General features: G+C 57.6%; 22 protein-coding genes. 20 read left to right on the top strand and 2 right to left on the bottom strand.

The window, feature by feature from the left end:
- Positions 1–3: 3 nt before the first annotated feature.
- Both cheA and cheW read left to right on the top strand, forming a co-directional pair.
- The gene (cheA, locus tag ACOTYH_RS06535) at positions 4–2,013 is read left to right on the top strand and encodes a chemotaxis protein CheA (protein WP_047727147.1); all 2,010 of its coding nucleotides are present in this window, start codon (positions 4–6) and stop codon (positions 2,011–2,013) included.
- Positions 2,014–2,032: 19 nt separating this feature from the next.
- The gene (cheW, locus tag ACOTYH_RS06540; RefSeq protein ID WP_003859699.1) at positions 2,033–2,536 is read left to right on the top strand and encodes a chemotaxis protein CheW; all 504 of its coding nucleotides are present in this window, start codon (positions 2,033–2,035) and stop codon (positions 2,534–2,536) included.
- A 96-nt stretch (positions 2,537–2,632) separates the two neighbouring features.
- Here the strand turns inward: cheW and ACOTYH_RS06545 are convergent, their stop codons facing one another.
- Complete coding sequence (locus ACOTYH_RS06545) at positions 2,633–3,892, bottom strand: dicarboxylate/amino acid:cation symporter (RefSeq protein ID WP_017384415.1); 1,260 nt, start codon at positions 3,890–3,892, stop codon at positions 2,633–2,635.
- A 427-nt stretch (positions 3,893–4,319) separates the two neighbouring features.
- On the opposite strand from ACOTYH_RS06545, the gene ACOTYH_RS06550 reads away from it, so the two are divergent.
- From ACOTYH_RS06550 to ACOTYH_RS06625, 16 genes are all read left to right on the top strand, one after another.
- Positions 4,320–4,892 carry a Csu type fimbrial protein gene (locus ACOTYH_RS06550; protein WP_017693232.1) on the top strand — a complete coding sequence of 191 codons (573 nt, stop codon included), beginning with the start codon at positions 4,320–4,322 and terminating at the stop codon, positions 4,890–4,892.
- A 7-nt stretch (positions 4,893–4,899) separates the two neighbouring features.
- The gene (locus tag ACOTYH_RS06555; RefSeq protein ID WP_033486795.1) at positions 4,900–5,448 is read left to right on the top strand and encodes a Csu type fimbrial protein; all 549 of its coding nucleotides are present in this window, start codon (positions 4,900–4,902) and stop codon (positions 5,446–5,448) included.
- 16 nt (positions 5,449–5,464) lie between these two features.
- Positions 5,465–6,226: a fimbrial biogenesis chaperone gene (locus ACOTYH_RS06560; RefSeq protein ID WP_332998984.1), complete on the top strand. Its 762-nt coding sequence runs from the start codon at positions 5,465–5,467 to the stop codon at positions 6,224–6,226.
- Complete coding sequence (locus tag ACOTYH_RS06565) at positions 6,202–8,586, top strand: fimbria/pilus outer membrane usher protein (RefSeq protein ID WP_203452940.1); 2,385 nt, start codon at positions 6,202–6,204, stop codon at positions 8,584–8,586. The genes ACOTYH_RS06560 and ACOTYH_RS06565 overlap by 25 nt, the downstream gene beginning before the upstream one ends.
- A complete protein-coding gene (locus tag ACOTYH_RS06570) occupies positions 8,583–9,545 on the top strand; it encodes a Csu type fimbrial protein (protein WP_017384412.1) in 963 nt (320 codons plus the stop codon). The genes ACOTYH_RS06565 and ACOTYH_RS06570 overlap by 4 nt, the downstream gene beginning before the upstream one ends.
- An 85-nt stretch (positions 9,546–9,630) precedes the next feature.
- Positions 9,631–11,298, top strand: a complete 1,668-nt coding sequence (gene tar, locus ACOTYH_RS06575) for a methyl-accepting chemotaxis protein II (RefSeq protein WP_017384411.1) — start codon at positions 9,631–9,633, stop codon at positions 11,296–11,298.
- Between the two features lie 44 nt (positions 11,299–11,342).
- On the top strand, positions 11,343–12,944 hold the full coding sequence (gene tap / locus ACOTYH_RS06580; protein WP_421637631.1) for a methyl-accepting chemotaxis protein IV: 1,602 nt from the start codon (positions 11,343–11,345) through the stop codon (positions 12,942–12,944).
- 19 nt (positions 12,945–12,963) lie between these two features.
- Complete coding sequence (cheR, locus tag ACOTYH_RS06585) at positions 12,964–13,830, top strand: protein-glutamate O-methyltransferase CheR (protein WP_017384409.1); 867 nt, start codon at positions 12,964–12,966, stop codon at positions 13,828–13,830.
- Positions 13,827–14,876, top strand: coding sequence for a protein-glutamate methylesterase/protein-glutamine glutaminase (locus tag ACOTYH_RS06590; RefSeq protein WP_014884341.1), 1,050 nt, complete (start codon positions 13,827–13,829; stop codon positions 14,874–14,876). The genes cheR and ACOTYH_RS06590 overlap by 4 nt, the downstream gene beginning before the upstream one ends.
- A gap of 17 nt (positions 14,877–14,893) precedes the next feature.
- The gene (gene cheY / locus ACOTYH_RS06595) at positions 14,894–15,283 is read left to right on the top strand and encodes a chemotaxis response regulator CheY (RefSeq protein ID WP_000763862.1); all 390 of its coding nucleotides are present in this window, start codon (positions 14,894–14,896) and stop codon (positions 15,281–15,283) included.
- A gap of 10 nt (positions 15,284–15,293) precedes the next feature.
- Positions 15,294–15,938 carry a protein phosphatase CheZ gene (cheZ, locus tag ACOTYH_RS06600; RefSeq protein ID WP_003859718.1) on the top strand — a complete coding sequence of 215 codons (645 nt, stop codon included), beginning with the start codon at positions 15,294–15,296 and terminating at the stop codon, positions 15,936–15,938.
- Between the two features lie 150 nt (positions 15,939–16,088).
- Complete coding sequence (flhB, locus tag ACOTYH_RS06605; RefSeq protein ID WP_017693236.1) at positions 16,089–17,237, top strand: flagellar biosynthesis protein FlhB; 1,149 nt, start codon at positions 16,089–16,091, stop codon at positions 17,235–17,237.
- Positions 17,230–19,308 (top strand): flagellar biosynthesis protein FlhA, encoded by a 2,079-nt coding sequence (flhA, locus tag ACOTYH_RS06610; protein WP_421637632.1) that lies wholly within the window; start codon positions 17,230–17,232, stop codon positions 19,306–19,308. Before flhB ends, flhA begins: the two co-directional genes overlap by 8 nt.
- A complete protein-coding gene (flhE, locus tag ACOTYH_RS06615) occupies positions 19,308–19,700 on the top strand; it encodes a flagellar protein FlhE (protein ID WP_017693237.1) in 393 nt (130 codons plus the stop codon). Before flhA ends, flhE begins: the two co-directional genes overlap by 1 nt.
- A gap of 260 nt (positions 19,701–19,960) precedes the next feature.
- The gene (locus ACOTYH_RS06620; protein WP_017693238.1) at positions 19,961–21,544 is read left to right on the top strand and encodes an MFS transporter; all 1,584 of its coding nucleotides are present in this window, start codon (positions 19,961–19,963) and stop codon (positions 21,542–21,544) included.
- 4 nt (positions 21,545–21,548) lie between these two features.
- Entirely contained in the window at positions 21,549–22,688 is a 1,140-nt protein-coding gene (locus ACOTYH_RS06625) for a glycoside hydrolase family 88/105 protein (protein ID WP_026080697.1), read from the top strand.
- A 34-nt stretch (positions 22,689–22,722) separates the two neighbouring features.
- On the opposite strand, the gene argS is transcribed toward ACOTYH_RS06625, so the two are convergent.
- Positions 22,723–24,456, bottom strand: coding sequence for an arginine--tRNA ligase (gene argS, locus ACOTYH_RS06630; RefSeq protein WP_023294934.1), 1,734 nt, complete (start codon positions 24,454–24,456; stop codon positions 22,723–22,725).
- A 238-nt stretch (positions 24,457–24,694) separates the two neighbouring features.
- Here argS and ACOTYH_RS06635 point away from each other — a divergent pair, with 238 nt between their 5' ends.
- Together ACOTYH_RS06635 and cutC are read left to right on the top strand one after the other, a co-directional pair.
- A complete protein-coding gene (locus ACOTYH_RS06635) occupies positions 24,695–25,255 on the top strand; it encodes a VOC family protein (protein ID WP_015570274.1) in 561 nt (186 codons plus the stop codon).
- A 78-nt stretch (positions 25,256–25,333) separates the two neighbouring features.
- The gene (cutC, locus tag ACOTYH_RS06640) at positions 25,334–26,077 is read left to right on the top strand and encodes a copper homeostasis protein CutC (RefSeq protein WP_032669628.1); all 744 of its coding nucleotides are present in this window, start codon (positions 25,334–25,336) and stop codon (positions 26,075–26,077) included.
- The last annotated feature ends 88 nt before the right edge of the window (positions 26,078–26,165 follow it).

Genomic DNA, 26,165 nt, shown 5'->3' on the forward strand with positions numbered 1-26,165 from the left:
AGCGTGAGCATGGATATTACCGATTTTTACCAGACATTTTTTGATGAAGCCGACGAATTGTTGGCCGATATGGAGCAACATTTGCTGGATCTGGTGCCCGAGGCACCGGACTCAGAACAGCTCAATGCCATCTTCCGTGCGGCGCATTCCATTAAAGGCGGTGCCGGAACGTTTGGATTTACCATTTTGCAGGAAACCACCCATTTAATGGAAAACCTGCTGGATGAAGCACGACGCGGTGAGATGCAGCTCAATACCGACATTATCAACCTGTTTTTGGAAACGAAAGATATTATGCAGGAACAGCTCGACGCCTATAAAAGTTCGGCAGAGCCTGATGCCGCCAGCTTTGAATACATCTGCAACGCGCTGCGTCAGTTAGCGCTGGAAGCCAAAGGTGAGGCGTCTGCGCCCGCTGTCCCTGCGGCAAAACTGAGCGTTGTTGACGCCGTGGCCGAACCCGATACGGCGCCTGACGCGCCCGCAGGAAAACTGCGCGTAGTGCTGTCACGTCTGAAGGAGAACGAGGTCAACCTGCTGGAAGAGGAGCTGGGGAACCTGGCGACGCTCAGCAACGTGGTGAAGGGCAAAGACAGCCTGGCCGCGACGCTTGACGATGGGATTGGCCAGGATGACATCGTGGCGGTGCTCTGCTTCGTGATTGAAGCGGATCAGATTGCGTTTGAAACCGAGGCGGCGACCGTTGAAGCGCCTGCTCCGGCAGAGAATACCCCTGCGGTAGTTGCCGCTGCCCCGGCCCTGAAAGCCGTGCCAAAAGAGACGGCCGCTCCGGCCCGCGGTGAAAAACCAGCGGCGCGTTCCAGCGAGTCCACGAGCATTCGCGTGGCGGTGGAGAAAGTGGATCAGCTGATCAACCTGGTGGGTGAACTGGTCATCACCCAGTCGATGCTGGCCCAGCGCTCCAACGAGCTGGACCCGGTGACCCATGGCGATCTCATCACCAGCATGGGCCAGTTACAACGTAACGCCCGCGATTTACAGGAATCGGTGATGTCCATCCGCATGATGCCGATGGAATATGTCTTCAGCCGCTTCCCGCGCCTGGTGCGCGACCTGGCCGGCAAGCTCAACAAACAGATCGAACTCACGCTGATGGGCAGCTCCACCGAGCTGGACAAGAGCCTGATTGAACGCATTATCGATCCGTTAACGCACCTGGTGCGTAACAGCCTCGACCACGGCATCGAGCTGCCGGAAAACCGTGTAGCAGCTGGAAAATCGCCCGTGGGCAACCTGATCCTGTCAGCGGAACATCAGGGCGGCAACATCTGCATCGAAGTGACCGATGACGGCGCGGGCCTGAACCGCGAGCGCATTCTGGCGAAGGCGATTTCGCAGGGAATGGCGGTCAACGAAAATATGACCGACGAAGAAGTAGGCATGTTGATTTTTGCCCCGGGCTTCTCAACCGCAGAGCAGGTCACCGACGTTTCCGGCCGCGGCGTGGGCATGGACGTGGTGAAACGTAACATTCAGGAGATGGGCGGTCACGTTGAGATCCAGTCTAAGCAGGGCGCGGGCACCACGATTCGTATCCTGTTGCCGCTGACGCTGGCCATTCTTGACGGCATGTCCGTTAAAGTGGCGGACGAAGTCTTTATTCTGCCGCTGAACGCGGTGATGGAGTCCCTCCAGCCGCGTGAAGAAGATCTGCATCCGCTGGCGGGCGGCGAGCGCGTGCTCGAAGTGCGCGGCGAGTACCTGCCGCTGGTGGAACTGTGGAAAGTGTTTGAAGTGGACGGGGCAAAAACCGAGGCCACGCAGGGTATCGTTGTGATCCTGCAAAGCGCCGGACGCCGCTACGCGCTGCTGGTCGATCAGCTGATTGGTCAGCATCAGGTGGTGGTTAAGAACCTGGAAAGTAACTACCGCAAAGTGCCGGGGATCTCTGCTGCCACCATCCTGGGTGATGGTAGCGTCGCGCTGATCGTCGATGTATCGGCACTTCAGGGATTAAATCGTGAACAACGTGTGGCGAACACAGCCGCCTGATTAAGTAAAAGGTAATAACATGACCGGTATGAGTAACGTAACGAAACTGGCGGGCGAGCCATCTGGACAGGAATTCTTGGTTTTCACTTTAGGGGATGAAGAGTACGGTATCGACATCCTGAAAGTGCAGGAAATTCGCGGTTACGACCAGGTAACGCGCATTGCGAACACGCCAGCGTTTATCAAGGGTGTGACCAACCTGCGCGGTGTGATTGTGCCTATCGTGGACCTGCGCGTGAAGTTTAGCCAGGGCGATGTGGAGTACAACGATAACACGGTGGTGATCGTCCTGAATCTGGGGCAGCGCGTGGTGGGGATCGTGGTGGATGGCGTGTCTGATGTGCTGTCGCTGACCGCCGATCAAATCCGTCCTGCGCCGGAGTTTGCGGTCACGCTGTCGACGGAATACCTGACGGGGCTGGGTGCGCTCGGCGAGCGTATGCTGATTCTGGTGAATATTGAGAAGCTGCTGAACAGCGAAGAGATGGCGCTGTTGGATATTGCGGCGAATCACGTGGCATAAAATAAAGCCGGGTGGCGGCTTTGCCTTACCCGGCCTACAAATGGCTCGAACACGTAGGCCGGGTAAGCGTCAGCGCCACCCGGCTCTTTTGTAACCTTACGCCTCCTGCTCCACCAGCGCTGATTCCGCTTCCCGCGCCCCTTCATTCTGCGACAGCATCGCCGTCGCAATCCCGTTCCCCAGCACGTTAATGGCCGATCGTCCCATATCCAGGAAATGGTCAATCCCCATCAGCAGCAGGATCCCGGCCACCGGAATGTTAAAGCTCGGAATAGTTGCCGCCAGCACCACCAGCGACGAGCGCGGTACGCCCGCAATCCCTTTCGAGGCCAGCATCAACGTTAACATTAGCACCGTCACCTCGGTGAAACTCAGGTGAATGTTGTATGCCTGGGCGATAAACATCGAGGCGAACGAGCAGTACACCATGGAGCCGACCAGGTTAAACGAGTAGCCGATCGGCAGGACGAAAGAGGCGATATTACGTGAACAGCCGAAGCGCGCTAACTGCTCCAGCGTTTTCGGGTATGCCGCTTCTGAGCTGCTGGTGGTAAACGCGACCAGCACCGGATCTTTCAGCATCGCCACCAGACGGAAAATCTCTTTTTTCAGTACCATGTAACCTACCGCCAGCAATACCAGACAGGTCAGAAGGATCGCCACATAGTAACCGCCAATGAACGAGGCATAGTTCAGCAAAATGCCCAGACCCTGAGTGGCAATCACGGACGAAATCGCGGCAAAAATGGCCAGTGGCGCAACGTACATCACGTAGCCCGTCACTTTCAGCATAATGTGGGAGACCACATCCAGCGCCGCCACCAGCGGGGCGTTGAATTTTTGACCTAATGACGCGCCGCCGATGCCGAAGAACATCGAGAAGACCACAATTTGCAGGATCTCATTGTTCGCCATCGCGCCGGCAATGCTGGTTGGAATAGTGTGTGACAGGAAGGCTTTCAGCGACATCCCGCTAACGGCCAGGCCGGTATCAACCGTCTCTGTCGGAATGCTCAGGTTCAGACCGCTGCCGGGTTGTTCAAGGGTAACAATAAACAGCCCCACCAGAATGGAAAGTACGGATGAGCTGATAAACCACACCATCGCTTTACCCCCGACGCGCCCAATCGTCGACGTTTCACCCAGTTTCATAATGCCCACCGTCAGGGTGCTGAACACCAGCGGGGCAATCACCATCTTAATCAGCCGCAGGAAAATATCGGTCAGCAGGGTGATGTTCTCCGACCAGGCCTGTATCGCGTCGGGCGAAGCATACTCATGGATTGCCGCACCTGAAAGAATGCCCGCCAGCATGAAAATCACGATGAAGAGCGTGAGTTTGTTTGCACTTGCCACAAAAAGATCCTCTATGCGCTAAAAGAGTTTCCTGCGTCAATGCATACAAAATTTTTATTTAAGCGCAGGAAAATATTCGGGGCATAAATTGAAGTAAAGCTGCGTGAGTTACAACTTGTTTTTAATTTTTATGAAATTCGTTGTTTTTACTATGACGATATATTGTGACGCGGATCACGTTACAGGCGATATATCCTCAAATTAAGCAAAAATAATGCCCGTTTTATTTTGCTAACTCTTTGTAATTTTTGTTAATAGTCTGTTAATGGGAGGGCGGGTGTCTCACCTTCGCTGAAAGTGGTTGAAGCGTGAACCATAAACTAAATTCTCAGTAACCGCGCCGGGGAATGTTTAAGCGGGGCTAACATACTGAACAGTATGAATAAAATAGGGTAAGCGGACCATTATTTCTTCTGGAGGGTGGTAAATGAAAAGAACACTTCTTTTTATCTGCGCGGGTACACTGCTGACGGCGGCGACTGTCGGTCAGGCGCTGGCAGTCACCAGTAGCGGTACTATCGGGGCGACGCTGACGTTGACGAACGGTTGTTTGATCAACGGCTCGCCAACGCAAAACGGCATTAACTTCGGGACACTCGATTTCGGGACCCATCCTGCGACATTCTCCACCCTGACAACCCAGTTAACCGGGGCCAGCGGCGGAAACACCTTTACCATTCAATGTACCACTGCCAGTTACACGGTGGCGATCACCGGCAACACCAACGCGACCGCACCCGGAACCGTTGTCGGCACCCCCGGCACACCCGCCCGCTATCTGGTGAACACTGCCAATGCGGCACAGGGCGTGGCATACAGCCTCTATAGCGACAGCGGGTACAACAACGTGATCGCTAACAACGCCGCGTTGCCCGTTGCCTCCACGGCGGGCGGGGTGGACAGCTATACCCTCTACGGACGCATAACGGGCGGTGGCAATAGCGTAACGGTTGTACCGGGAACCTATACCGACACGATTAACGTCAGCGTCACCTACTGATTCAGCCATGAAGGCATTGTGTTTATGTCTGCGCGAAAGCGCAGAGGGCGTCGTGCAACCTTTTTTGGCCCTGATCGTCGGGTTGATGATGAACTGCGACGCCAGAGCGGTGACCTCCCAGTCCTTCAGGGTGAGCGCGACGGTAGTACCAGGGTGCTCGGTGAGTACCGGCACGGGCGGGCGCTTTGGGACGCTGGATTTTGGAACCCGTAACGGCGTGGACAACACGCCGGTCAGCACCAGCTTTGTCGCCGACGGTGCGTTGTCCATCGCCTGCACGCCGGGCGTGGCGCTGAGCATGAGCATTGACGGCGGCCAGAATTACAGCTCGGTGCGACGGATGACGCGTTCAGGTGGGACCGAAGTTGTTGGTTACCGGCTTTACAGCAGCAGCTCTCTGGCGGCGAACAGCGAAATTGGGGTTAACCAGGCCATACCGATTACCTATACCAACAGCAATAACATCGCGCTGCCTCTTTTTGGCGTCGCGCTCCTGACGGGGTTTAGCCTGCCGGGAACATATTCAGATCAACTCACCGTGACCTTGTCATGGTAGGAAAGGGAGAACATCGATGAAGCCATTTTTCAGGCGATCAGGCCTGGTGGGTCTGTTGGGGGCAACGGCTCTGGCAGCGAGCCAGGCGCAGGCAGCGGCAACCATTCTTTTGTGGCCCATCGATCCGTGGCTTTCGGCAGAGGCCAGAGCAACTGAATTGTGGATCCAGAATCAGGGCAACAGCGCCACGACAATGCAGGTGCGTATTGTGCGCTGGAAGCAGGAGGGAGGATATGAGCGTTACACCGCCCAGCAGGATGTGGTCGCCAGCCCGCCGATCGTGACCATCGCCAAAGGCAGTAAACAGCTTATTCGCCTGATCAAGCAGGGGACAATCCCGTCGGGGGTTGAGCAGGCCTACCGCATTATTGTGGATGAAATTCCCCAGCCGGATGCCAAAGCGGAACCGTCCATGGGCCTCAAACTGCAAATGCGCTATTCCATTCCCTTATTTGTTTATGGGCAGGGGATCCCCACCCTCAACGAAGGGGCGCACCACGCGTTGGCGAATACTCAACAGCTGAGCTGGCGGGTCGTTCAGGAAGGGGGGAAACCCGCGCTTCAGGTCCGTAATCAGGGGGGTGTGCACGTCCGGCTCAGCCAGGTTGCGGTTGAGCAGGGCGGGCAAAAACGCACGGTTGCCGAGGGGCTGCTGGGTTATGTGCTGCCAGGCAGCACCCGAAGCTGGCCGCTTCCGGCTGGGATTTATCAGCCGAACCGGATGAGCGCGCAAATTAATGCCAGGGATACGCAATGGCAATCGACGCCCGTCAACTGAAACCGGCGATGATGATCCTGCTTTGCGTCAGTACCAGCGCCTTTGCCGAAACCGGCGACGACAGTTTACCGCCGCCGCCGGATGCACGGACGATAAACGGCGAAGCAGTATTCCAGCTCGTCCTGGTGCTGAACCACTATGACACGGGTCTGGTGGTGCCGGTGACGCAGCGTGAGGGCGCCTGGTTTATTTCGGGCGCGGATTTGCTCCGCGCCGGGCTGCCGCCCGCGCATGTGCCAGCCGGAGAGGTGAATCTCTCGACGCTTACGTCGGTACGCGCAGAGTACGACAGTACGGCCCAGCGCCTGTTGCTGACGGTCCCCCGGGACTGGGTCGCGGCGCGGATCACGCCGTTCAGCGAACAGAGCACGCAAAGCAAACCGCACTATGGCCGCGGCGCGCTGCTCAATTACGACGTTTATACCAACCATTCCGAACACACGGGCGGCCAGGCATCGGTATGGCACGAGTTCCGCTATTTCAATGAGGATTATTCATTTTCATCGACGGGTTACGCCCGGCAGAATTTCACCGGTAACAGCGGGCAGCAGGAAGGGTACGTGCGTTATGACTCTACCTTACTGATCACCAACGAAGAGGATGCCACCACCTGGTCCGCCGGGGACGTCATCAGCGATGCGCTGAGCTGGAGCACCAGCGTGCGCATGGGCGGGATCAGCTACGGGCGCGACTTCTCCCTGCGTCCGGATCTGGTGACCTGGCCGCTGCCGGCGTTTTCCGGCGAGGCGGCTGTCCCGACCTCGGTCGATCTCTTTATTAACGGCTACCGTTCCGGCTCCACCCGCCTTCAGCCGGGGCCGTTTACCCTCACCAATCTGCCGTATATCAACGGTGCTGGCGATGCAGTACTGGTTACCACTGATGCGCTGGGTCGTCAGGTGAGTACCACGCTGCCGTTTTATGTCAGCAGCGATCTGCTTAAGCAGGGGTTAAGCGACGGCGCCGTGACGCTGGGCAGCCTGCGGCGTAACTACGGTATTGAGAATTTTGACTATGGCCCGGCGGCGGGCAGCGGATCGTACCGCTACGGGGTGACCGACTGGCTGACGCTGGAGGGGCATGCGGAAGGGGCGGAGTCGCTGGCGCTTGGCGGCGCGGGCACGGTACTGAAGCTCGGGCGTTTTGGCGTGGTAAATACCTCGTGGACCCAAAGCCGCATGCGCGGCGACAGCGGCGGCCAGATAAACTGGGGCTATCAATACAACACCAGCGAGTTTAGCGTAGCGACCCAGCATACCCGACGTGATCGTGGTTTTGGCAATCTCGCCCTGTACGATCAGCCCACCGTTTATGATGAAAATGATAACCCCGTTGCCAGCCTGAGCCGCAATACCGACCAGTATTCCTTAACCTTTAACCTCGGCGGATACGGCAATATCGGCGCGGCGTGGATCGGCGTTGAGAGTTTTGACAGCCAGAAAACTGAGCTGCTCAACCTCTCCTGGAGCCGTAATCTGTGGGGCTCAAGCAGTATTTATCTGGCTGCCAGCCGTGACCAGCAGCGAGGCGACTGGACGGTTGCGCTGTCGTTGCAGGTTCCCCTCGGCGAACGTGACAGCGCCGCCGTCACCTTTGAAAACACCCCTGACGCAGGCAGCACTCAACGCATTAACTACAACCACTCGATGCCTTCAGACGGCGGATTTAGCTGGAACATGGCCTGGGCCAACCAGTCGCGGTCGAGTAACTATCAGCAGGCCACGCTCGGCTGGCGGAATAACAACGTGGAGCTACAGGGCGGCGGCTACGGTGAGAAGGGCATGATGACCTGGTGGGGCGAGGCGATGGGCTCTGTCGTGCTGATGGACGGTGAGCTGTTTGCGGCGAACAAAATCAACGATGCGTTTGTGGTGATCAGCACCGACGGACATCCGGATGTTCCCGTCAGCTACGAAAACCAGCCGGTCGGAAAAACCAATAACAAAGGCTATCTGCTGGTGAGCGGCGTTTCCGCCTATTACCCGGCAAGTTACCGCATTGATACCCTGAACTTACCTGCGGATACCCGGCTGAAAGAGACCGAGCGTCGGGTGGCGATTCGTCGGCATAACGGTTATCTGGTGGATTTCCCGATGGAGCAGGAGCGGGTTGCCAGCGTGATCCTGCACGATGCGCAGGGCAATGCGATCCCGGTAGGAAGCCAGGTCAGACGCGCGTCCCGCAGCAGCGCGGTTGTCGGCTACGACGGCCTCGCCTGGATGGAAAACCTCAACGACGTGAATCCGCTCGAGGTCATCACCCCGGAGGGTAAACGCTGTACGGCAACGCTGACCGTTGGCGCAAACCCTGCACATAAGCTGCAAACCTACGGTCCGCTGACCTGTCGGGAGGCGCCGTGAGACGCCTGTTAATCGCGCTCCTGCTGCTGTGCTCCGGCGGCAGCTGGGCGGCCTGTACCGTCAGTACGGTGAATGCCTCGTTTGGCAGCGTCACCTCGTTCGCACTCAGCGGTACCGGGGAAGTGGAAACGACGGGCACGCTGGTGGTGACCTGCGATACCGTTCTCAACCTGTTAACCAACGACTCGGTGACGCTGAATTACACCTCGGCATCCGTCTTCGCGAATAGCCGGGCGACCATGAAGCGTACGGACAACGCGGCTATTACCGATGTCATCCCTGCGCGGCTGTGCGGGGCGTCCGGCTGCGGCGGAAACAGTGAAATACAAATCAGCAAAGCCTATACCTGGAGCGGAAACACGCTGCTCGGGCTGCTGGGTTCAAGGCGCTACAACATTCCCCTTTATTTCCGGACCGTAATGGGGCAGAACGTCACCGCCGGGCCGTATCAGGTGTTGTTAACGTTCAGCATTAACTACAACGTGTGCGCCGTTGGCGCGGTCGGAGCGTGCCTGACCCCGCAAACCGGTACGGCAACCACCTCGATCCTCCTCAACATGACCGTCACCAACGATTGCAGCACCATGACCACGCCGGACGTCAATTTTAACAGCGCGCCGCTGGTGCAAAATTTTCCCACCGTTTCACAGTCGGTTGCCGTCACCTGCACCAAAGGCAGCACCTACACCATAGGCATTAATAATGGGGCAAATGCCCTGAACAACGTGCGTCGTATGGTCAGCGGCAGCAACTTCATGAGTTACGACATCTACAAAGAGGCGACCAGCAACCGCTGGGGTAGCAGCGGCAGCGAGCGCTGGGCCAGCGCCAGCTCATCGCAGGTCAGTACGGACGGGCTTTTACGTACCTACAACTACACCGCCAAAGTTCTGACCAGCCAGGCCACGCCGCCTGCCGGAACCTATACCGACACGCTGATTGTCGACGTCGCATTCTGACTCCCGCGCTTTTCCCTTTCGCAAATGTAAAGTTCCTGTGGCCTGTGCCGATAACACCGTTAATAAATCTATGAGAAGGTGTTGTATGTTGAACCGTATTCGCGTTGTCACAATGCTTATGATGGTGCTGGTCATTTTCGCACTTCTTCAGCTTACTTCTGGCGGCCTCTTTTTCTCGTCGTTAAAACAGAACCAGGACAGCTTCGCGGCCTCGAACGATTTGCGAATGCAGCAAAGCGAACTGACCACGACCTGGGATCTGATGTTGCAGACGCGTATCAACCTGAGCCGCTCGTCTGCCCGCATGATGATGGACCCAAATAACCAGCAGAGCAGCGCAAAAACGGAACTGCTGAAGAATGCGCGCGCCACGCTGGCAGACGCGGCGAAACATTACGACGCCTTCAAAAAAATCGCCCCTCAGCCAGCAATGGCGCAGGCGAGCGCGAACATAGATGAAAAATATCAGGCCTACTTCGCCGGCCTCACGGAGCTGGTGCAGTTCCTGGAGAAGGGCAATATGGACGCCTATTTCGCGCAGCCGACCCAGGGAATGCAGAACGCCCTCGGCGCGGCGCTCGGCGAGTACGCCAAAGCCAGCGGCGAGCTTTATCACTCCGCGTTCACGCAAAGCCAGAACGACTACCGTTTCGCGAAATGGCAGATGGCGGTTCTCGCCCTCGCGCTGGTCATCGTGCTGGTGGCCGTGTGGTACGGCATTCGTCATATCCTTCTTAACCCGCTTGGCCGCGTCATTGCCCATATCCGTGATATTGGCCGGGGCGATCTCACGAAAACGCTGACCGTTTCTGGCCGCAATGAGATCACCGAGCTGGCAACCAGCGTCGACCATATGCAGCGTTCGCTGATTGATACCGTCGCCAACGTGCGCGAGGGGGCGGATGCCATCTATACCGGCACGAGTGAAATCGCGATGGGCAATAACGATCTCTCATCCCGTACCGAACAGCAGGCATCCGCTCTGGAAGAGACGGCGGCCAGCATGGAGCAGCTCACCGCGACCGTGAAGCAGAATGCCGACAATGCCCGCCAGGCGTCGCAGCTTGCAGAAAGCGCGTCCGACACCGCCCAGCGCGGCGGTCGGGTGGTCGACGGCGTGGTGAAAACCATGCATGACATTGCCGACAGCTCGAAGAAAATCGCCGACATCATCAGCGTAATCGACGGTATCGCCTTCCAGACCAATATCCTGGCGCTGAACGCGGCCGTTGAAGCGGCGCGTGCGGGCGAGCAGGGGCGCGGGTTTGCCGTGGTCGCCGGCGAAGTGCGTAACCTCGCCAGCCGCAGCGCCAATGCGGCGAAAGAGATCAAAGCCCTGATTGAAGACTCTGTTTCACGCGTGGATACCGGCTCGGTGCTGGTGGAAAGTGCGGGTGAAACCATGAATGACATCGTGAATGCCGTGACGCGCGTGACGGACATCATGGGTGAAATCGCCTCTGCATCGGATGAGCAGAGTCGTGGTATTGACCAGGTCGCCCTGGCGGTATCGGAAATGGATCGTGTGACGCAGCAAAACGCTGCCCTGGTGCAGGAGTCCGCTGCCGCGGCCGCTGCGCTGGAGGACCAGGCTAGCCGCCTGAAAATGGCCGTCTCGGCGTTCCGTCTTACTTCAAAAACGACAAATACGGTCAGCTCGCGGTCGGCGTACAGCGAAGCAACCCCGGCGCCCGTGACAACACGTACGCGCGCAGCGGTGACCGGACAAGATGAAAACTGGGAAACATTTTGACTGACAATTAAACCGCGGCTGCTTGCCGCTTGATGGGAGCGTGGATGTTTAATCGTATTCGTATCTCGACCACACTGTTTTTGATTCTGATCCTGTGTGGGGTTTTGCAGGTTGGCAGTAACGGGTTGTCTTTCTGGGCGTTTCGCGATGGATATCAGAATTTGCAGGAAGTTGAGACGAGTAATCAGCAGCGCTCCGCACTGGCACAAACGCGTGCCGTGCTGTTGCAGGCAAGCACTGCGCTGAACAAAGCAGGGACGTTAACCGCGCTGAGCTATCCGCCGGAGGATATTAAGGCGCTGATGGTCGTGGCCCGCAGCAGCCTGAAGCAGGCCGACGCGCAGTTTGAGGCCTTTACGGCGCAGGAGGCGGTCAGTGAGAAAGAGAAAGCGCTGAAAGTCGCCATGAAAAAGACCTTTGATGTGTGGTACGGCGATCTCGACCATCAGGCGACGTGGCTGGAGAACAACCAGCTTTCTGACTTCCTGACCGCGCCGGTGCAGGCGTCTCAGGCGGCGTTCGACGGCAGCTTTAACGCCTGGCAGCAGGATATTAACCAGTTTGTGGCGCGTGCCGGTGCGGACAGCCGTACCAGCTACCGCATGTCAGGGGCGATTTTCCTGACCATGGTGATCCTGGCCGCCCTGCTGACCGGCGGCTCGCTGTGGTGGTCGCGCAAAATGATCGTCCAGCCGCTGGCCATCGTCAGCAGCCACTTCGACAGTATGGCGAAGGGCGATCTGGCGCGTCCGGTGGCCGTGTATGGCAGGAATGAGATATCAGCGATTTTCGCCAGCCTGAAGGCGATGCAGGGGTCGTTGCGGGAAACGGTAAGCAACGTTCGCCAGGGCAGTTACGCCATGCATACCGGGATCTCCGAGATTGCGGCAGGCAATAACGATCTCTCATCCCGCACCGAACAGCAGGCGGCATCGCTGGCGCAGACGGCGGCCAGCATGGAGCAGCTGACCGCGACGGTAAGCCAGAACGCCGATAACGCGCGTCAGGCGTCCGACTTGTCAAAACAGGCGGCGATGACGGCGAAACGTGGGGGCGATCAGGCCTCTCACGTCGCCAGCACGATGCAGGAGATTGCCGCCAGCTCGCAGAAAATTGGCGACATTATCAGCGTCATCGACGGTATCGCGTTCCAGACCAATATTCTGGCGCTGAACGCGGCCGTTGAAGCGGCGCGTGCCGGGGAGCAGGGGCGCGGGTTCGCGGTGGTTGCCGGTGAAGTCCGAAACCTCGCCAGCCGCAGCGCCAATGCGGCGAAAGAGATCAAAGGGCTGATAGAAGAGTCGGTCTCCCGCGTTCAGCAGGGCTCCGCGCTGGTGGATACCGCCGCGCAGACCATGCACGAGATTGTCACCTCCGTGACGCGGGTTAACGACATTATGGGCGAGATTGCCTCGGCGTCTGATGAACAACGCCGTGGTATTGAGCAGGTGGCGCAGGCCGTTACACAGATGGATCAGGTTACGCAGCAGAACGCCTCACTGGTGGAAGAGGCGGCGGCGGCTACCGATCAGCTGGCAAACCAGGCGGATCACCTTACCGGGTTGGTCGCCGTATTTAATGTGAAAGAGCACGTTGAAGCAGTAACAGAAGTCGGACGGTCACAGGCCGTGCCCGTTGTATCCTGAATGTGATTAAGAAGGCGCTATGACATCACCCATGCCCTCAGGGCAAACGTCATTATTGTTGCAGATGACACAGCGCCTCGCGCTGTCCGACGCGCATTTTCGTCGGATATGTCAGTTAATCTACCAGCGTGCGGGGATCGTGCTTGCGGACCATAAGCGAGACATGGTCTACAACCGGCTGGTGCGGCGCTTGCGTACGCTGGGGCTGGATGATTTTGGCCGCTATCTGAGCATGCTCGAAGCGAACCAGAACAGCGCCGAATGGCAGGCATTTATCAACTCATTAACCACCAACCTGACCGCGTTTTTCCGCGAGGCGCATCACTTCCCGGTGCTGGCGGAACACGCCCGTCGCCGTAGCGGAGAGTATCGCGTCTGGAGCGCGGCGGCCTCTACCGGGGAAGAACCGTACTCGCTGGCCATCACCCTGGCGGACACCCTGGGCATGGCGCCGGGCCGCTGGAAAGTGTACGCCAGCGACATCGATACCGAAGTGCTGGAAAAAGCCCGTAACGGCGTTTATCGCCAGGATGAGCTTAAAACGCTGTCTCCTCAGCAGCTACAGCGTTACTTCATGCGCGGTACCGGCCCGCATGAAGGACTGGTGCGCGTACGCCAGGAGCTGGCGAACTGCGTGGAATTTGCTCCCGTTAATTTACTGGATAAGCAGTACAACGTGCCGGGGCCATTCGACGCCATTTTTTGCCGTAACGTGATGATCTATTTTGATAAAACGACGCAACAGGACATCCTGCGTCGCTTTGTTCCGTTGCTCAAGCCTGACGGTTTACTGTTTGCCGGGCACTCGGAAAACTTCAGCAACCTCGTGCGTGAGTTTAGCCTGCGTGGGCAAACGGTATATGCGCTGAGTAAGGAAAAAGCATGAGTAAAATCAGGGTATTGTCTGTCGATGATTCAGCGCTAATGCGTCAGATCATGACCGAAATCATCAATAGCCACAGCGATATGGAGATGGTGGCGACAGCGCCCGATCCGCTGGTCGCGCGGGATTTAATCAAAAAATATAACCCCGACGTGCTGACGCTGGATGTTGAAATGCCGCGCATGGATGGCATCGATTTCCTGGAAAAATTAATGCGCCTGCGCCCGATGCCGGTGGTGATGGTGTCATCTCTGACCGGTAAAGGTTCAGAAATCACCCTGCGCGCGCTGGAGCTGGGGGCGGTGGATTTTGTCACCAAGCCGCAGCTCGGCATTCGCGAGGGGATGCTGGCGTACAGCGAGATGATCGCCGAGAAAATCCGTACCGCGTCGCGCGCAAAACTCGCGGCCCACAAGCCGATGGCAGCTCCGGCAACCCTGAAGGCAGGGCCGTTACTCAGCTCGGAAAAGTTGCTGGTCATTGGGGCGTCAACCGGAGGAACAGAGGCAATTCGCCATGTACTCCAGCCATTGCCGCTCTCAAGCCCGGGTATTCTGATCACGCAACATATGCCGCCAGGGTTTACCCGTTCGTTCGCGGAGCGCCTGAATAAGCTGTGCCAGATCAGCGTGAAAGAGGCGGAAGACGGCGAGCGCGTGCTGCCGGGTCACGCCTATATCGCCCCGGGTGACAAGCACATGGAGCTGGCGCGCAGCGGGGCGAACTATCAAATCAAAATTCATGACGGGCCGCCGGTTAACCGGCACCGTCCGTCGGTGGATGTGCTGTTTCATTCGGTGGCGAAACATGCGGGGCGCAACGCCGTTGGGGTGATCCTGACGGGAATGGGCAACGACGGCGCCGCCGGAATGCTTGCGATGCACCAGGCTGGCGCCTGGACGATTGCGCAGAATGAAGCAAGTTGTGTGGTGTTCGGCATGCCGCGCGAGGCCATCAATATGGGTGGCGTAAGCGAAGTGGTCGATCTTAGCCAGGTAAGCCAGCAGATGCTGGCGAAAATCAGTGCCGGACAGGCAATACGTATTTGACTCAGGAGTATTATTTTATGGCGGATAAAGAGCTTAAGTTTTTGGTTGTGGATGACTTTTCCACCATGCGTCGCATTGTGCGCAACCTGCTGAAAGAGCTGGGCTTCAACAATGTTGAAGAAGCAGAAGACGGGGTGGATGCGCTGAACAAACTCCAGGCTGGCGGGTTTGGTTTTGTGATTTCCGACTGGAACATGCCGAACATGGACGGTCTCGAACTGCTGAAAACCATCCGCGCGGATGCGGGCATGGCCTCTTTGCCGGTGCTGATGGTGACCGCAGAAGCGAAGAAAGAGAACATTATTGCCGCTGCACAGGCGGGCGCAAGCGGCTACGTGGTGAAGCCATTCACCGCGGCGACTCTGGAAGAGAAGCTCGGGAAGATCTTCGAGAAACTCGGCATGTGAGGTGATGGATATGTTGCAACCTGCTATGAAACCCGTTGAAGAACATTCGCCGAGCGACATTATTGCCCGCATTGGTAGCCTGACCCGCATGCTGCGTGACAGCCTGCGTGAGCTGGGGCTGGACCAGGCTATCGCCGAAGCGGCGGAAGCCATCCCTGACGCGCGCGACCGTCTGGACTACGTCGTACAGATGACCGCGCAGGCGGCCGAGCGTGCGCTGAACAGCGTTGAAGCCTCGCAGCCGCACCAGGATGCGATGGAGAAGGGTGCGAAAGCGCTGAGCAAACGCTGGGATGAGTGGTTTGAGAACCCTATTGAGCTGGCGGATGCCCGCGAACTGGTAACGGATACCCGTCAGTACCTGGGTGACGTGCCGGGGCACACCAGCTTCACCAATGCCCAGCTGCTGGACATCATGATGGCGCAGGATTTCCAGGACCTCACCGGCCAGGTGATCAAGCGCATGATGGATGTGATTCAGGAGATTGAACGTCAGCTGCTGATGGTGCTGCTGGAGAACATACCGGAACCGGCTGCCCGTCCGAAACGCGAGAACGAAAGCCTGCTCAATGGTCCACAGCTTGACACCAGCAAAGCGGGCGTGGTGGCGAGCCAGGATCAGGTGGACGATCTGCTGGACAGTCTTGGTTTCTGATTGCCCGTTCTGCCTCAGGTCGTTAACGCGGCCTGAGGCAGCTCAGAACAAAAACAGCGAAAAGAGCCCGAATAAACGGGCTTTTCCCGCCATTGGATTTTCTCTGCGCTGGCATGATACCCGTGAATTAATGGGCTGCGAGCAGGCACAGTGGCAGAAGAGAACGACGACAAAACAGAAGCCCCCACACCCCACCGACTTGAAAAAGCCCGTGAGGATGGGCAGATCCCCCGATCCCGAGAGCTGACATCCCTGCTGATCCTGGTGGTGGGCGTCTGCATAATCTGGTGGGGCGGGGAGATGCTTGCCCGCAGACTGGCGGGAATGCTCTCGGCTGGCTTACGTTTTGATCACAGCATGGTCAATGACCCCAATCTGATCCTCATTCAGATCATCAACCTTGTGAAAAGCGCGATGCTCGCCTTGCTGCCGCTGATCGCGGGCGTGGTCATCGTGGCCCTGGTTTCGCCGGTCATGCTCGGTGGCCTGGTGTTCAGCGGAAAATCGCTGCAACCGAAATTCTCTAAGCTCAATCCGTTCCCCGGCATTGCGAAAATGTTTTCCGCGCAAACCGGGGCTGAGCTTCTTAAAGCGATCCTGAAATCGCTTCTTATGGGCAGTACCGCCGGTTTTTTTTTGTGGCACCACTGGCCGGAGATGATGCGCCTGATCAGCGAGTCCCCGATGACGGCGATGAAGAATGCCCTGAACCTGGTCGGGTTATGCTCGCTGCTGGTGGTACTCAGCATTATTCCGATGGTGGCGTTCGACGTTATCTTCCAGATCTATTCCCATATCAAAAAGCTGCGAATGTCGCGTCAGGACATCCGCGATGAATATAAGCAGATGGAAGGCGACCCGCACGTTAAGGGCCGTATCCGCCAGATGCAGCGCGCCGCCGCGCGTCGGCGCATGATGGAAGATGTGCCGAAAGCCGACGTCATCGTCACCAACCCGACTCACTACTCCGTGGCGCTTCAGTACGACGAAAACAAAATGAGCGCGCCGAAAGTGGTGGCGAAAGGGGCCGGGCTGATTGCGCTGCGCATTCGTGAAATCGCCACGGAAAACCGTGTGCCGATCCTGGAAGCACCGCCGCTGGCTCGCGCGCTGTATCGCCACGCGGAAATTGGACAACAGATCCCGGGCCAGCTCTACGCCGCTGTCGCAGAGGTGCTGGCCTGGGTGTGGCAACTGAAACGCTGGCGTTTAGCGGGCGGTCAACGACCTGTAAAACCTGAGAACCTGCCGGTGCCTGAAGCACTGGATTTTTTGAACGAGAAGGACACTGATGGCTAATCTGGTGGCAATGTTGCGCCTGCCCGGCAACCTGAAATCGACGCAATGGCAGATCCTTGCCGGACCGATTCTGATCCTGCTAATTCTGTCGATGATGGTGCTGCCGTTACCGGCATTTATCCTCGACCTGCTTTTCACCTTCAACATTGCGTTGTCCATCATGGTGTTGCTGGTGGCGATGTTCACCCAGCGCACGCTGGAGTTCGCCGCGTTTCCAACGATCCTGCTGTTCACCACGCTGCTGCGCCTGGCGCTGAACGTTGCCTCCACGCGTATCATCCTGATGGAAGGGCACACCGGCGCGGCGGCGGCGGGCAAGGTGGTCGAAGCCTTCGGTCACTTCCTGGTGGGCGGCAACTTCGCCATCGGTATCGTGGTGTTCGTCATTCTGGTGATTATTAACTTCATGGTTATCACCAAAGGGGCGGGGCGTATCGCAGAAGTGGGCGCGCGCTTCGTGCTCGACGGGATGCCGGGCAAGCAGATGGCCATCGACGCGGACCTGAATGCCGGGCTGATCGCGGAAGATGAAGCGAAAAAACGCCGTGCTGAAGTGACCCAGGAGGCAGATTTCTACGGCTCCATGGACGGTGCGAGTAAGTTTGTGCGCGGTGACGCCATCGCGGGCATTCTGATCATGGTGATTAACGTCGTCGGCGGCCTGCTTGTCGGCGTGCTGCAACACGGCATGGACATGGGCCACGCAGCGGAAAGCTATACGCTGCTGACCATTGGTGATGGTCTGGTGGCGCAGATCCCGGCGCTGGTGATCTCCACCGCGGCGGGCGTGATTGTGACTCGCGTCAGTACCGATCAGGACGTGGGCGAGCAGATGGTGGGGCAGCTCTTCAGCAACCCGCGCGTTATGCTGCTCTCCGCGGCGGTGCTGGGCCTGCTCGGTATGGTGCCAGGCATGCCAAACCTGGTATTCCTGCTGTTCACCGCTGCGCTGCTGGGGCTTGCCTGGTGGATGCGTGGCCGGGAAACGCAGCCTAAGGCAGAGCCTGCGCCGGTCAAAATGCCTGAGAACACCCAGGCGGTGGAAGCCACCTGGAACGACGTACAGCTCGAAGATTCGCTGGGGATGGAAGTGGGGTACCGCCTGATCCCGATGGTGGATTTCCAGCAGGATGGTGAGCTGCTTGGCCGTATCCGCAGCATTCGTAAAAAATTCGCCCAGGATATGGGCTTCCTGCCGCCGGTGGTCCACATCCGGGACAATATGGATCTCCCGCCCGCGCGCTACCGCATCCTGATGAAAGGGGTGGAAATCGGCAGCGGTGATGCGTACCCCGGCCGCTGGCTGGCGATTAACCCGGGCACCGCCGCAGGCACGTTGCCGGGTGAGCAGACGACCGACCCGGCCTTTGGTCTGGCGGCAATCTGGATTGAGAGCGCCCTGAAAGAGCAGGCCCAGATTCAGGGTTACACGGTCGTTGAGGCCAGTACCGTGGTGGCAACGCACCTCAACCACCTGATTGGCCAGTTCTCCGCGGAACTGTTTGGACGTCAGGAGGCGCAGCAGCTGCTCGACCGCGTAACGCAGGAGATGCCGAAGCTGACCGAAGATTTGGTGCCGGGCGTACTGACCTTAACCACCCTGCACAAAGTGCTGCAAAATCTGCTCGATGAGAAGGTGCCCATTCGCGATATGCGTACCATCCTTGAGACGCTGGCCGAACATGCGCCGCTGCAAAGCGATCCGCACGAACTGACGGCGGTGGTGCGCATGGCGCTTGGACGCGCCATTACCCAGCAATGGTTCCCGGGAACCGGCGAAGTGCAGGTCATTGGCCTGGACACGCCGCTGGAACGTCTGCTGCTTCAGGCGTTGCAGGGCGGTGGCGGGCTGGAGCCGGGTCTGGCGGACAGATTACTGGCGCAAACCCAGGAGGCGCTGGCGCGTCAGGAGATGCTGGGCGCGCCGCCGGTGCTGCTGGTGAATCACGCGCTGCGTCCGTTGCTGTCGCGCTTCCTGCGCCGGAGCCTGAACCAGCTGGTAGTGCTGTCGAATATGGAGCTGTCCGATAACCGCAATATTCGCATGACGGCGACCATAGGAGGGAAATAATGCGTAAGTGGCTGTGGATCTTACTTTTCCCGCTGGCGGCGCAGGCCGCAGGCGAGGGGGCATGGCAGGCCAGCAGTATCGGCTTGACGCTCAACCATCGGGGTGAGTCGATCTCCTCCCGTCCGCTGTCCGCCTCTGAGCCCGTGTCCGGGCAGATGACGCTGGTGGCCTGGAATTACACCCTGACGGGACCCACACCGGCCGGGTTGCGGGTGCGGCTGTGCTCGCTGAACCGCTGCGCGGAAATCGAGGGTCAACGTGGCACTACCCAGGCCTTCAACGGGGTGTCTGCTCAGGAGCCTTTACGCTTTATCTGGGAAGTGCCAGGCGGTGGACGTCTCATCCCGGCGCTGAAGGTTCAGCGCAACGAGGTGCTCGTCAACTACCGCTAACTGCCCGCCTTTTCGCCAGTCTCCAGGCATTTCTGAAGGCTGGCTCGCAAAAATGACCTTCCCTTTTGATACAAAAGAAACGCTGTTTTATAAATCAGTGACACGCGTATTGACACTCTTTGCGTTTTTGCCATTCACCACTTTGTGATGGCAGAAACAGAAAGGTATCAACAGGTCGATACTTTTACTGTAGCCGTGTAAAAACTCCCGGACGAGGTTGCTTACAGGGAGTCTCCCAAAACTGATTAGGGTTGACGGCAATGAAAACACGTAAAATTGGACTCGCAAATTATTTTGCTTACGGGTCAGGGGACTTCCTCGGGGCGGGGACTACCGCCCTGACGGCCGCCTGGCTTTTGTATTTTTATACCACCTTCTGTGGACTCACACCGATTGAAGCAACCTTTATCTTCGCTGCCGCAAGGGTGCTGGATGCGGTTGTCAGCCCGTTAATGGGCTTTTTAACCGATAACTTTGGCACCACCTGGCTGGGTAAGCGTTTTGGCCGTCGTAAGTTCTTCATCCTGCTCGGTATTCCCTGCGTTTTCAGCTACTCGCTGATGTGGGTAGGAGACATGAGTTTCTGGTACTACCTGCTGACCTATCTGATCTTTGATATCGTCTACACCATGATCCTGGTGCCGTACGAAACGCTGGTGCCGGAGATGACGGACGATTTCAAACAGAAAACCAAATTCTCCGGGGCGCGAATCTCTATGGCGCAGATGTCCGCCATTCTGGCCTCCTTCCTGCCGGGGATCCTGCTCACGCATTTCGGCAAAGACAACGCGATCTCCTTCTTCTATGCAAGCCTGGTCTTCTCCGTACTCTGCGCGCTGATGCTTACTTTCGTCTGGTTCTTCACCTGGGAGCGTCCGCGCGAAGAGTGGTCTGAAGCGGCTCTGCGTGCCGAGGAAGAGAAGAAAAAGCTGACCCTGGGCCAGAGCCTGAACCGGCTTTTTGTCGAATTAAGTTCGACGCTGCGCATCAAGATTTTCCGCCAGCATCTGGGGATGTACCTTGGCGGCTACATCGCCCAGGACGTCTTTAATGCGGTGTTCACCTATTACGTGGTATTTGTGCTGATGCAGGAGGCGTCAATGGCGTCCAACCTGCTGGGCACGATGGCCATCTTCCAGTTCCTCGCCGTGATCGGCATGATCCCGCTGTGCATTCGCTTCGGACCTGCGCCGTCTTACCGCATGGTGGTCGTGCTGTTTGGTCTGGCCTCGCTCTCTTACGCGGTGCTTTATTACGCGGGCCTGAGCGACGTTTACGCTCTGCTGCTGCTGATCTCTGCGGTTGCCGGTCTTGGCCGCGGGGGTATCAACTACGTACCGTGGAATACCTACACCTACATTGCTGACGTGGACGAAGTGATCACCGGTCAGCGTCGCGAAGGGATCTTCGCGGGCATCATGACGCTGACCCGTAAAGCGTCTCAGGCCGGTGCGGTGATGCTGGTGGGGATCGTGATGCAGATGTCGGGCTTTGTCAGCGGGCAAAAAGTGCAACCTGCGGAAGTGAGCCACACCATTCTGATGATCCTGAGCGTTGGCACTATTCTGGTGCTGTTCTGCGGCTTCCTTGTCTCCCTGCGCTTCAAACTCAATTTGCAGACCCACAGCACCCTGCGTGAAGAGACCGCGAAAATGCGCGAGTCCGGCCATGCGATGCCAGAGGCGGTGACCCCGCAGGCCCGCGCTACCGTGGAGATGCTGGCGGGAATGCCGTATGAATCCCTGTGGGGCAACAACAACATCGGTTATCTGAATCGCAATAAGCCGGCGGCCCCTTCGCTGAAGGATCGCGCGGTACTGAATTCGACATACAACAGAGGTTAAGATGATGAAAGTTTGGCCTGTCAAACATAGCCCGTTACTGCGTCAGCCTGAGCGCTTTATCGCCAGGGATGAGCTGAAATCGCTGATTCAAAAGGTGACGCATAACCTGGTCAATATCCACGACAAAACGGGTGAGTTTTTGCTGCGGCTGGACGACGGGCGCGTGATCGACACCAAAGGCTGGGCCGGATGGGAATGGACCCACGGCGTCGGTTTATACGGTATCTGGCAGTATTACTGCCAGACCGGTGACGAAGGCATGCGCGAGATTATCGACAGCTGGTTTGCTGACCGTTTCGCTGAAGGCGCAACCACCAAAAACGTGAATACCATGTCGCCGTTCCTGACGCTGGCGTATCGCTACGAAGAGACCAAAAACCCTGCCTGGCTGCCGTGGCTGGAAAGCTGGGCGGAATGGGCGATGAATGAGATGCCGCGCACCGAACATGGCGGCATGCAGCACATCACCCTGGCGGAAGAGAACCATCAGCAGATGTGGGATGACACGCTGATGATGACGGTGCTGCCGCTGGCGAAAATCGGCAAGCTGCTGAACAAGCCGGAGTACGTCGAGGAGGCGATCTATCAGTTCCTGCTCCACGTACAGAATCTGATGGATCGGGAGACCGGGCTGTGGTTCCACGGCTGGAATTACGACGGCAATCACAACTTTGCCCGGGCCCGCTGGGCGCGCGGCAACAGCTGGCTGACCATCGTGATCCCGGATTTCCTCGAGCTGGTGGATCTGCCGGAAAACAACGCCGTTCGTCGCTATCTGGTGCAGGTACTGAACGCGCAGATCGCCGCACTGGCAAAATGTCAGGACGAGAGCGGATTGTGGCATACGCTGCTGGACGATCCTGATTCTTATCTGGAGGCGTCGGCCACGGCAGGGTTTGCCTACGGCATTCTGAAAGCCGTGCGCAAGCGTTATGTCGGCGCAGAGTACGCAGAGGTGGCGGAGAAAGCGATTCGCGGCATCGTGCAAAACATCTCCCCGGAAGGGGAGCTGCTGCAAACGTCCTTCGGGACGGGGATGGGAAGCGATCTGGCGTTTTACCGCCAGATACCGCTGACCTCGATGCCGTATGGCCAGGCAATGGCGATTCTGTGTCTGACGGAATATTTGCGGAAATATTTCTGATAATAAAAAACCCGGCGCTCGCCGGGTTTCTTTTTTACATACGTTCTACGGTTTCGATACCCAGGGTATCCAGACCGAGCTTCAGTGTCTTCGCCGTCAGCTGCGCCAGCTTCAGGCGGCTGTGACGCACCGCTTCACTCTCAGCAGAGAGGATAGGGCAGTGTTCGTAGAAGCCAGAGAACAGACCGGCCAGATCGTACAGGTAAGCACACATAACGTGCGGCGTACCGTCACGCGCGACCACGGAGAGCGTCTCTTCGAACTGAAGCAGGCGGGCAGCCAGCTGTGCTTCACGATCTTCGGTAAGGGTCACCGTGGCATTCGCCAGCACGCTTTCGTCGATATTGGCTTTACGGAAGACGGAGAGTACGCGGGTATAAGCGTACTGCATATATGGCGCCGTGTTGCCTTCAAACGCCAGCATGTTGTCCCAGTCGAAGATATAGTCGGTGGTACGGTTCTTGGAGAGATCCGCGTATTTCACCGCGCCGATCCCAACCGCGTTAGCCAGTTTCTCCAGCTCGTCAGCAGGCATATCCGGGTTCTTCTCGGCCACCAGGCGACGCGCGCGTTCCAGCGCTTCATCCAGCAGATCGGAAAGCTTCACGGTGCCGCCCGCACGGGTTTTGAACGGCTTACCGTCTTTACCCAGCATCATGCCGAACATGTGATGTTCCAGCGGCACGGAATCCGGCACATAACCCGCTTTACGCACGATAGTCCACGCCTGCATCAGGTGCTGGTGCTGACGGGAGTCGATGTAATACAGCACGCGATCCGCATGCAGGGTTTCGTAACGGTATTTCGCACAGGCGATGTCGGTGGTGGTGTAGAGATAGCCGCCATCCTTTTTCTGGACGATCACGCCCATCGGTTCGCCTTCCTTGTTTTTATACTCATCAAGGAACACCACCGTTGCGCCTTCGCTTTCCACCGCCAGATTTTTAGCTTTCAGGTCCGCCACAATGCCTGGCAGCATCGGGTTATACAGGCTTTCACCCATCACGTCGTCACGGGTCAGGGTCACGTTCAGACGGTTATAGGTGAGCTGATTCTGGGACATGGTAATGTCCACCAGCTTGCGCCACATCTCGAGGAAGTACGGGTCGCCGCCTTGAAGTTTCACCACGTAGCTGCGCGCGCGCTCGGCGAAGGCTTCATCTTCGTCATAGTGCTTTTTGGCTTCACGGTAGAAACCTTCCAGGTCTGCCAGCGCCATTTCGCCTGCGTTTTCCTGCTGCTGCTTTTCCAGATACGCGATCAGCATGCCGAACTGCGTGCCCCAATCGCCTACGTGGTTAGCGCGGATCACCTTGTGACCAAGGAACTCCAGGGTACGCACCGCCGCGTCACCGATGATGGTGGAGCGCAGGTGACCGACGTGCATCTCTTTCGCCACGTTTGGCGCGGAGTAGTCAACCACCACGGTCTGCGCTTCTGGCTGAGCCACGCCCAGACGGTCAGACTTCAGCGCCGCGTCAACGTGGCTTGCGAGGAATGCAGGCTCAAGGAAAATGTTGATAAAGCCTGGACCGGCGATTTCGGTTTTGCTGGCGATGCCGGTGAGATCCAGATGCGTCAGTACCTGCTCAGCGAGCTGTCGCGGCGGCATGCCCAGTTTTTTAGCCACTGCCATCACGCCATTAGCCTGATAGTCGCCAAACTGTACTTTCGCTGACTGACGAACCTGTGGTTCGCAATCCGCAGGCGCACCTGCGGCAATCAGTGCCTGACTGACTTTTTCTGAGAGAAGAGCCTGAATATTCACCTGGATACCTTACGTTTTTGATGCGGGTAAAAAACACCCACGCCAGTTTAAGAATTTAGGGCGGGAGTATACTGCAAATGCCTTCGGGCGTCAGCCCTGCGGGGGGCGAAGATCGCTCAGAATCCAGGCGAAGACGGTATGCATAATCATGCAGTCGAAAAAACCGTGATTCTGCGGTTGGTCGCCAGAGGGCAACAGAGTAAATTAGCGGCTTTGCGACACGAAACGAGACTGACCTATGGCGAACTGGCATACCATTGACGAACTGCATGATATTTCCGCAGATTTACCGCGCTTCACTCAGGCGTTCACAGAACTTGCCACCCGTCTCGGGCTGGATATCGCGCCGCTTGAGGCCGATCACATCTCTTTGCGCTGCCACCAGAATGCCACCGCCGAACGCTGGCGGCGTGGCTTTGAGCAGTGCGGAGAACTGCTGTCGGAGAATATCATTAACGGTCGCCCGATCTGCCTGTTCAAACTTCACGCGCCGGTAACGGTGGCGCACTGGCAATTCACCGTTGTGGAACTGCCCTGGCCAGGAGAGAAGCGTTATCCGCACGAAGGCTGGGAGCATATCGAAATTGTTCTGCCTGGGGAGCCCGAGACGCTGAACGCCCGTGCGCTGGCGCTGCTTTCCGACGAGGGGTTAAGCCAGCCGGGTATTTTCGTCAAAACCAGCTCGCCAAAAGGGGAGCGCGAACGCTTACCGAACCCTACGCTTGCCGTAACGGACGGCAACGTGACGGTGAAATTCCATCCCTGGACTATCGAGCAGATCGTCGCCAGCGAAGCGTAAGCATTGTGAGCGTCGATCCAGACATCAATCGGGCAACGTGCCACGATGGTACGTTGAGTGAAATTTAAGGAGGATGACATGGCGCTGCTGGAAATTTGTTGTTACAGCGTGGAGTGTGCCGTCACTGCGCAACGGCAGGGGGCCGATCGCATCGAGCTTTGCGCGGCACCTAAAGAAGGGGGATTAACCCCGTCCTTTGGCGTGCTGAAATCAGCCCGTCAGGCCATCACTATTCCGGTGCACCCGATTATTCGCCCGCGCGGCGGTGATTTTTGTTATACGGCGGGTGAGTTCAGTGCCATGCTTGAGGATATCGCCCTCGTCCGTGATTCCGGTTTTCCGGGGCTGGTGATCGGTGTGCTGGACGAAGACGGCAACATCGATCTTCCGCGTATGCGTCAGGTCATGCGCGCCGCCCGGGGGATGGCTGTCACTTTTCATCGTGCGTTCGATATGTGTCAGGATCCGATACAAGCCTTTGATACGCTGGCAGAACTGGGCGTGGCGCGCGTTCTGACGTCGGGCCAGCAGTCCTCGGCTGAAAAAGGACTGAAATTAATTACGGAACTAAAAGCACATTCCGGTGTTCCAATAATCATGGCGGGCGCAGGAGTACGCGCCAGCAATCTGGAACTGTTTTTAAACGCAGGGGTGGAAGAGCTGCACAGCTCGGCGGGTAAATGGATACCTTCACCCATGCGTTATCGCAATACAGGGTTGTCAATGTCGACGGATGCTGAAGCGGATGAGTACTCACGCTACGGTGTGGATGGAGAGTCGGTTGCGGTAATGAAATCGTTGATTGAACGTCATCACGTGTAGCAACGTACCGATTTTTACCGCGCATCATGTCGCCCAATATGATGCTTGCTTGTACCAGGCCCCTGCAAATTACACAGGGGCCTTTTTT

Source organism: Enterobacter cloacae complex sp. SHL001, from assembly GCF_049236825.1.
Classification (GTDB): domain Bacteria; phylum Pseudomonadota; class Gammaproteobacteria; order Enterobacterales; family Enterobacteriaceae; genus Enterobacter; species Enterobacter hormaechei_C.

Bases quoted from the DNA above. Each gene is read 5' to 3' on its own strand.
- cheW (WP_003859699.1), top strand. From the start codon at position 2,033: ATGACCGGTATGAGTAACGTAACGAAACTGGCGGGCGAGCCATCTGGA.
- ACOTYH_RS06550 (WP_017693232.1), top strand. From the start codon at position 4,320: ATGAAAAGAACACTTCTTTTTATCTGCGCGGGTACACTGCTGACGGCG.
- ACOTYH_RS06555 (WP_033486795.1), top strand. From the start codon at position 4,900: ATGAAGGCATTGTGTTTATGTCTGCGCGAAAGCGCAGAGGGCGTCGTG.
- ACOTYH_RS06560 (WP_332998984.1), top strand. From the start codon at position 5,465: ATGAAGCCATTTTTCAGGCGATCAGGCCTGGTGGGTCTGTTGGGGGCA.
- ACOTYH_RS06565 (WP_203452940.1), top strand. From the start codon at position 6,202: ATGGCAATCGACGCCCGTCAACTGAAACCGGCGATGATGATCCTGCTT.
- tar (WP_017384411.1), top strand. From the start codon at position 9,631: ATGTTGAACCGTATTCGCGTTGTCACAATGCTTATGATGGTGCTGGTC.
- tap (WP_421637631.1), top strand. From the start codon at position 11,343: ATGTTTAATCGTATTCGTATCTCGACCACACTGTTTTTGATTCTGATC.
- cheR (WP_017384409.1), top strand. From the start codon at position 12,964: ATGACATCACCCATGCCCTCAGGGCAAACGTCATTATTGTTGCAGATG.
- ACOTYH_RS06590 (WP_014884341.1), top strand. From the start codon at position 13,827: ATGAGTAAAATCAGGGTATTGTCTGTCGATGATTCAGCGCTAATGCGT.
- cheY (WP_000763862.1), top strand. From the start codon at position 14,894: ATGGCGGATAAAGAGCTTAAGTTTTTGGTTGTGGATGACTTTTCCACC.
- cheZ (WP_003859718.1), top strand. From the start codon at position 15,294: ATGTTGCAACCTGCTATGAAACCCGTTGAAGAACATTCGCCGAGCGAC.
- flhA (WP_421637632.1), top strand. From the start codon at position 17,230: ATGGCTAATCTGGTGGCAATGTTGCGCCTGCCCGGCAACCTGAAATCG.
- flhE (WP_017693237.1), top strand. From the start codon at position 19,308: ATGCGTAAGTGGCTGTGGATCTTACTTTTCCCGCTGGCGGCGCAGGCC.
- ACOTYH_RS06620 (WP_017693238.1), top strand. From the start codon at position 19,961: ATGAAAACACGTAAAATTGGACTCGCAAATTATTTTGCTTACGGGTCA.
- ACOTYH_RS06625 (WP_026080697.1), top strand. From the start codon at position 21,549: ATGAAAGTTTGGCCTGTCAAACATAGCCCGTTACTGCGTCAGCCTGAG.
- ACOTYH_RS06635 (WP_015570274.1), top strand. From the start codon at position 24,695: ATGGCGAACTGGCATACCATTGACGAACTGCATGATATTTCCGCAGAT.
- cutC (WP_032669628.1), top strand. From the start codon at position 25,334: ATGGCGCTGCTGGAAATTTGTTGTTACAGCGTGGAGTGTGCCGTCACT.